Below are 7,117 nucleotides of genomic sequence, written 5' to 3' on the forward strand. Positions count from 1 at the left end.
AAGGAGCTTCGATGACGAAGCCGACCCGGATCGACCCGTCCGACCTGCTCGCCGTCGGCGACCTGCTCTCCGACGAGGAGCGGCTGATCCGCGACACCGTCCGGAGGTTCACCGAGGAGCGGATCCGCCCGCACATCGGCGACTGGTTCGAACGCGGCGCCTTCCCGGCCCGCGAACTCGCCCCCGAACTCGGCGCCCTCGGCGTGCTCGGCATGCACCTCGACGGCTACGGCTGCGCGGGCGCCGGCGCGGTGGCGTACGGGGTCGCCTGCATGGAGCTGGAGGCGGCCGACTCCGGGCTGCGCAGCTTCGTCTCGGTACAGGGCTCGCTCGCGATGCGTTCGATCCACGCCTTCGGTTCCGAGGAGCAGAAGCAGCGCTGGCTGCCCGGCATGGCCGCGGGTGAGCTGATCGGCTGCTTCGCCCTCACCGAGCCGGACTTCGGCTCCGACCCGGCGAACATGCGGACCCGCGCGGTGCGCAAGGGCGGCGACTGGGTGCTCTCCGGCAGCAAGATGTGGATCACCAACGGCAGCATCGCCGACGTCGCCGTCGTCTGGGCGCAGACCGAGGAGGGCGTGCGCGGCTTCCTGGTCGAGCGCGGAGCGCGCGGCCTGACCGCCACCGACGTGCACGGCAAGCTCTCCCTGCGCGCCTCCGTCACGAGCGAACTCGCCTTCGACGAGGTGGTGCTGCCCGCCGACGCCGTCCTGCCGGGCGTCACCGGCCTGCGCGGACCGCTCTCCTCCCTCAACGAGGCCCGCTACGGCATCCTCTGGGGCACCGTCGGCGCCGCCCGCGACTGCTACACCGCCGCCCTCGACTACGCGAAGAGCCGGATCCAGTTCGACCGCCCGATCGCCGGATTCCAGCTCACCCAGCACAAGCTCGTCGAGATGATGCTGGAGGTGGAGAAGGCCTACCTGGTCGCCCTGCGGATCGGCCGGCTCAAGGAGGAGGGCGCGGCCCGCCCGCCGCACATCAGTTTCGGCAAGCTCAACAACGTCCGCACGGCGCTGGAGATCGCCCGCAGCGCCCGGACCGTCCTCGGGGCCAACGGCATCACCACCGAGTACCCGGTGCTGCGGCACGCCAACAACCTGGAGTCGGTGCTCACCTACGAGGGCACCAGCGAGATCCACACCCTGATCCTGGGCGAGGCCATCACGGGCGAGTCCGCCTACCACTGACGGGCCGTCCACCTCGGGAATTCCGGTGGCCGGGACTGTCGCGGCCCGGCTACCGTGCCCACCGTGAACAGCAAGCCCACCACGCCCGGCACCGCCCCGACCACCACCCTCTGGCGCCCCACCGGCCCCGAGGAGCTGGCCCTGGTCGAGGCGTCCGGCCGGCGCGCCTGGCCGCCCCGGCTGCCCGAGCAGCCGATCTTCTACCCCGTCCTCAACGAGGACTACGCGATCCGCATCGCCCGCGACTGGAACGTCCCCGCCTCCGGCGTCGGCTACGTCACCCGCTTCGAGGTCGACACCGCCTTCCTCGCCCGCTATCCGGTGCGGCAGGCGGGCGGCCGTACGATCCTCGAACTCTGGATCCCGGCTGAGGAGTTGCCGGAGCTCAACCGGAACATCGTCGGCCGCATCGAGGTCGTCCACGAGTTCCGTCCCCAGCCGTGACGCGCCCCGCCGCGCCGGGCCCCGCCGTGAGGCGCGCCGCCGCGCCGGGCCCGGGTGAGGTCCGCCCCGCCGCGCCGGGCCCGGTTGGTGCGCGCCCGGGTGAGGAAGGCCCGGGTGGGGCGCCCGCAACCGTGCCCCACCCGGCAGTGACGGCGCGCGAGGTGCGCACGGACCACGTGCTGCTCAGCTCCGCCCAGCGGACCAGCACCACCGCGCTGCTCACCCAGGCCGCCGCCCGGCGGGGCCTCGACACCGCCGTCCTGGACGGCCCGGCCACGGTCGAGCGCCTCGCGGGGCGGCCCGTCCACTGGTACGGCGGCCCGCTCTCCGCGGCCCGGATCGCCGGACCGCTCGGCCTCGCCCTGCTCGAACCCGACGACGACTGGCTCACCCGCCTGCCCGAGGAGTTCACCCGGCGCCGGATCGAGCTCACCACCCTCGCCGAGGCGTGGACGCTGCGCCGCCCGGCATTCGTCAAGCCACCCGCCGACAAGTCGCTCCCGCCCGCGGTCTACCCGGACGGCACCCGCCTGCCGCGCACCGGCGACCGGATCGGCCCCGACACGCCCGTCCTGGTCAGCGAGCCGGTGACCTTCGCCGCCGAGTACCGGCTGTTCGTCCGCGACGGCGAGGTGCTCACCGGCAGCCGCTACGCCCGCTTCGGCCGGCTCGACCCGGCACCGCTGACCGCCGAGGCCGGCGCCTTCGCCCGGCGCCTGCTCGCGGCAGTCGGCGACACCCTGCCCAGCGCCGTCGCCCTGGATGTCGGCCCGATCGCGGACCCGTACGACCCGGCCGAGCACTGGGCCGTCGTCGAGGCGAACCTGCCGTGGTTCGCGCACTGCTACGCCGCCGACCCGGACCGCGTCCTGGACGTCGTGCTGCGCGCCGCCGGACCGGTCTCCCAACTCGCCCAGGCCGACCGCCGATTCGTCCGTACGGCCGCCTGACACCCGGCGGACACCCCGCGTTCGGCGGGTGGACGCCGGGCGGTACGGCGGGAGGTGGAGCATGGCGCGGTCGGCGGCGCCCTCGGCGGGCGCGGCCGGATGTGTACGACCGAAAGGAACCCCGCCATGTCCGCTGCCCAGTGGCCCCGCCCCCGGGTGCTCGTCGTCGGGATCGACGGCGTCCGCCACGACTACCTGGAGCACGTGCCGATGCCGCGCCTCCAGGAACTCGCCGAGGCCGGGTTCCTGGTGCCGGTGACCGTCGCGGACACCACGCCCACCATGTCCGGGCCGTGCTGGGCCACCATCGTCACCGGCGTCGAGCCCGCCAAGCACGGTGTCTGGGGCAACCACCTCGGCGGCAACCGGCTCGACGTGTTCCCCGACTTCGCCACCCGGCTCGCCCGCGGCGACCGCCGCCGCACCTTCGTCGCGGCCGGCTGGGACCCGCTGATGATCAACGAGTCCGGCGGCCCGCTGTTCCGCGCCCCCGGCCGGCTCTCGTACATCGCCCCGGCCGAGGACACCCCCGAAGCCTGGGAGGCCGTCGACGAGGAGGTCACCCGCGAGGCCGTCCACGTCCTGGGCACCGCCGACCCGGAAGCCTCCTTCGTCTACCTCGGCGCCGTCGACGAGACCGCCCACTTCCTCGGCTGCGGCGACGAGTACCGGGCGGCCATGCGCACCGCCGACGAACGCCTCGGCCGACTGCTCGACGCCGTCCGCGGCCGTGCCGACCACGCCGACGAGCAGTGGACCGTCATCGTCGTCACCGACCACGGCCACGTCGACGCCGGCGGCCACGGCGGCCGCACCGTCGAGGAGCGCACGGCCTGGGTCGCCTGCGCCGGGCACGGCATCCCGGCCGGCCCGCCCACCGGGGAGATCCGCCACCCGGACGTCGCCGCCCAGGTGTACGCCTCGCTGCTGCGCCCCATCGACCCGCACTGGACCCTCGACGGCCGGCCCTTCCCGGTCGCCCGGCCGGTGCCGGAGGCGGTGTCGGTACCGATCTGACCGGTGCTCTGATCGGCGGTCCGGCCGGTGCTCCGACCAGTGATCCGACCAGTGATCCGACCAGCGGCCGGCACCGTTGCCGGCACCGGGCCCGACGACGCCTCAGGGGCGCGCTGATGCATCCGGGTGCAGCAGGCCGGGCTGCGCCGGAGACCGGCCTGAGTGACGCTCGATCGAGGCCCGGGCGGCACTTGAAGACGGTGTGCCAGCCTGGGCGCCCCACCGTGTAACCCCGAGACCGGGTCGCTGGACATACCTCTGAAGGTGGAGACGGTACCCCGTGGGATGGAGACAAGATCGCGACCTCGTGGTGACGCTCCGGAGGCGCGGCACGGGCCACGATGGATACACCCGGACGGCAGACCTCGCCGACCGGACCGGAACCGGAGACGGAGAGGACAGGCGGGCATGAAGGGCATCGTGAGCAAGGTCGCACTGGGAGTCGCGGGCACCGGCATGGCCGTCGCCGTGGCCGCCGTGGCAATCGGCCCGAGGGTGTCCGATTGGTACGACGGACGCCACCAGGAGCAGGCCACCTACGACACCGGCAGTCAGGCCAAGGCCGAGCGCCGTTCGATGCCGACCTGGCTGCCCGACAACGCCTCCTCGGTGAAGTACCTGATGTCCACCACCGGCGACGACCGCCTGCTGCGCGCCACCCTTCCGGAAGGACGGCTGCCCGTCGGCTGCAGCACCGGCCTGCCCGGCAAGTCCGCGCACTCGGTGCCGCTGTCGCTCAAGGCCGGCTGGTTCCCCGAGGGCGTCGCGGCCAAGGCCAGTGGCACCTGCGGGCACTACAACGTGACGCTCACCGGCAACCAGCTCTACGCGTGGCAGGACGGCGCGGCGGTGCAGGCGGCCCTGCGCTCGGAGCGGCCCACCAAGCACTGAGCCGGGTGTCGTGTACTGAGCCGGGTGTCGTGCACCGAGCCGGGTGCCGTGCACCGCGCACGCCGTGAGGCTCCGAGTACGCCGACAGGCTCCGATCGGCCCGCCGGGCACCGACAGGTGCGGGCGGGCCGTCGTCGTGCGCGAGTGCCGCCGGGGTGGCCGACGGTGGACCAGAGGGAGGACCCCCGCTGTCGGAAACGGCCTGGGCTGCGATAGGACGGGGCGTGGACAAACCCGTCCCGCCCCCGTCCCGTCCCGTCCCCCGTTCCGTGAGGAGCCCCATGCCCGGCCCGACCGTCGGCCCTGCCGGCGACACGTCGACCGCTCCCTCCGCCGCCCCCACCACCGGCCAGTCCCGCTCCGGCCGGGCCACCATCGCCGTCCTGGGCGGCCTCGTGGCGCTCGGCCCGCTCACCACCGACCTCTACCTGCCCGGGCTGCCCGAGATCGCCGACGACCTGGTCGCCGAACCGGCCGCCGTCCAGCTCACCCTCACCTTCTCCATGTTCGGGGTCGCGGCCGGGCAGTTGCTCTTCGGACCGCTCAGCGACCGTTACGGCCGCCGCCCGCCGCTGCTCGCGGGGCTCGTCCTCTACACCCTGGCCAGCGTGGTGTGCGTGATCGCGCCGAGCCTGACGGTGCTGATCATCGCCCGCTTCATCCAGGGCGCGGCCGGATCCGCGGGGCTGGTCATCGGCCGGGCCGTCGCCCGGGACCGCTTCCAGGGCGTCGCGATGCTGCGGTTCCTGGCCTCCATCGCGCTGATATCCGGGCTGGCGCCGATCCTCGCCCCGATCGTCGGCGCGCAACTGATGCGGTTCACCTCGTGGCGCGGCACCTTCGGCGCGCTGACCGCGCTCGGGCTGCTCCTGACCCTGGCCGCCTTCGGGGCGCTGCGCGAGACGCTGCCGACGCAGGCCCGGGGCACCGGCGGGGTGGGCGCGGCGCTGCGCACGATGGGGCGGTTGCTGCGCAACCTGCCGTTCCTCGGGCTGGCGCTGACCAGCGCCTTCGCCTTCGGCGCGCTGTTCGGCTACATCAGCGGGTCGTCCACGGTGCTTCAGCACGTGTACCAGGTCTCGCCGCAGACCTACAGCCTGCTCTTCGGGGCGAACTCGCTGGCTATCGTCGTCATGACGCAGTTGAACGGACGGGTACTGGCGCGCCGCTTCGCTCCGCGGGGGCTGATGCTGGCCGGGCTGGCGACGGCGGTGGTCGCCGGGGTGGCGCTGGTGTTGCTGACGGCGGTCTGGGACTTCGGGCTGGTCGGGTTCTGCCCGCCGTTGTTCGTGATGATGGGCAGCATGGGTGTGGTCCTGCCGAACACGGCCGCGCAGGCGCTCAGCCTGGTCGAGCCGCGGGCGGCCGGGACGGCGTCGGCGCTGCTCGGCACCGGCAACTTCCTGTGCGGGGCGGTGGTCGCGCCGCTGAGCAGTCTCGGCGGCCGGCCGTCGGCGGTGCTGCTGGCGGTGGTCGTCCTGGCGAGCGGAGTGCTGGCGATGGCGGCGTACGTGACGCTGTGCCGGCCCGGGCGGACGAAGGCGGCGGAGGCCGAGGTGGTGGCGGGGAGCTGACGGCGGACGGCCGCCAGCCGGCGACGAACAGCGAACAGCGAACAGCGGACAACGAACAACAAACAGATAACAGCTGACAGATAATGAAATCTGTCAGCTGTTATCTGTTATCCGTTCCCTGTTGACCGTCAGCCGTCAGCCATCAGCCGTCAAGCGCAGCTCAGGCGATCGAGAAGTCGTCGCCGAAGACGTTGCCCTGGCCGTACCAGCCGTGCAGGTACACGGTGACGGTGCCGGAGGCGCCGGTGGTGAAGGGGACGGTCAGCTTGGTCCAGCCGGAGGCGTTGGTCCAGGAGCTGGCGGTGGCGTCACCGCTGACGCCGAGGTACGCGTAGTTGCCCTGCACCCAACCACTCAGCGTGTAGCTGGTGTTGGCCTTCAGCGTGACGGTCTGCGAGCACTCGCCGGTCTGGCCGGCGGTCGCCGCCGCCTGGAGCGCGTAGGACCCGGAGTGGACCGGGGTGGAGACCACGGCGCCGCCGCTCTGGCAGGTCCACGGGGCGAGGCTGCCGGTCTCCAGACCGCCGTTGACCAGGCCGGTGGGCGGCGGGGTCGTCCCGGTGACGGTCAGCGCGTACGTGGCGGTGTGGGTGCCGGACGGCCCGGTGGCGGTCACGGTGAGCGGGTAGCTGCCCGCCGTGGCGGCCGAGGTGGTGGCGATGTTGAGGGTGGCGCCGGTGCCGGCGGTGACGCTGCCGGGGGTGACGGTGGCGGTGACGCCGGCCGGGGCGCCGCTGACCGACAGGTTGAGGTTCTGCGCCGAGCCCGCCGTCACCGCCGTGGCGATGGCCGCGGACGTGGACGAACCGGCGGCCACGGTACCGGAGTTCGGGTTCACCGCGACCGAGAAGTCGTTGTCGGGCTGGGTGCCCGTGACGTTCAGGGTGAAGACGCCGGTGTGACTGCCGGAGGCCGCGCTGCCGGTGACCGTCAGCTGGTAACTCCCGGGCGCCACCGCCGAGGTGGTGGCGATGTTGAGGGTGGCGCCGGTGCCGGCGGTGACGCTGCCGGGGGTGACGGTGGCGGTGACGCCGGCCGGGGCGCCGCTGAC

7 protein-coding genes are annotated in these 7,117 nt (G+C 73.5%); 6 read left to right on the forward strand and 1 reads right to left on the reverse strand.

The annotated features are described in order from the left end of the window. The first annotated feature begins 11 nt into the window (after nucleotides 1-11). The 6 genes from ACFWPT_RS00785 to ACFWPT_RS00810 all read left to right on the forward strand — a co-directional run bounded on the left by ACFWPT_RS00785 (nucleotide 12) and on the right by ACFWPT_RS00810 (nucleotide 6,066). Nucleotides 12-1,190 (forward strand): acyl-CoA dehydrogenase family protein, encoded by a 1,179-nt coding sequence (locus tag ACFWPT_RS00785; protein WP_380369094.1) that lies wholly within the window; start codon nucleotides 12-14, stop codon nucleotides 1,188-1,190. 63 nt (nucleotides 1,191-1,253) lie between these two features. Beyond that, entirely contained in the window at nucleotides 1,254-1,634 is a 381-nt protein-coding gene (locus ACFWPT_RS00790; protein WP_063351514.1) for a hypothetical protein, read from the forward strand. Between the two features lie 161 nt (nucleotides 1,635-1,795). Continuing rightward, nucleotides 1,796-2,584 (forward strand): ATP-grasp domain-containing protein, encoded by a 789-nt coding sequence (locus tag ACFWPT_RS00795; protein WP_363366934.1) that lies wholly within the window; start codon nucleotides 1,796-1,798, stop codon nucleotides 2,582-2,584. 126 nt (nucleotides 2,585-2,710) lie between these two features. Beyond that, a complete protein-coding gene (locus tag ACFWPT_RS00800) occupies nucleotides 2,711-3,601 on the forward strand; it encodes an alkaline phosphatase family protein (RefSeq protein ID WP_363366936.1) in 891 nt (296 codons plus the stop codon). 408 nt (nucleotides 3,602-4,009) lie between these two features. After that, nucleotides 4,010-4,492, forward strand: a complete 483-nt coding sequence (locus ACFWPT_RS00805) for a hypothetical protein (RefSeq protein ID WP_063349900.1) — start codon at nucleotides 4,010-4,012, stop codon at nucleotides 4,490-4,492. Nucleotides 4,493-4,773: 281 nt separating this feature from the next. Then, a complete protein-coding gene (locus ACFWPT_RS00810; RefSeq protein WP_380478448.1) occupies nucleotides 4,774-6,066 on the forward strand; it encodes a multidrug effflux MFS transporter in 1,293 nt (430 codons plus the stop codon). 160 nt (nucleotides 6,067-6,226) lie between these two features. Here the strand turns inward: ACFWPT_RS00810 and ACFWPT_RS00815 are convergent. After that, the coding region (locus ACFWPT_RS00815) for a carbohydrate binding domain-containing protein (protein ID WP_380478450.1) at nucleotides 6,227-7,117 on the reverse strand (891 nt) is incomplete at its 5' end.

Source organism: Kitasatospora sp. NPDC058478 (assembly GCF_042720345.1).
GTDB lineage: Bacteria > Actinomycetota > Actinomycetes > Streptomycetales > Streptomycetaceae > Kitasatospora.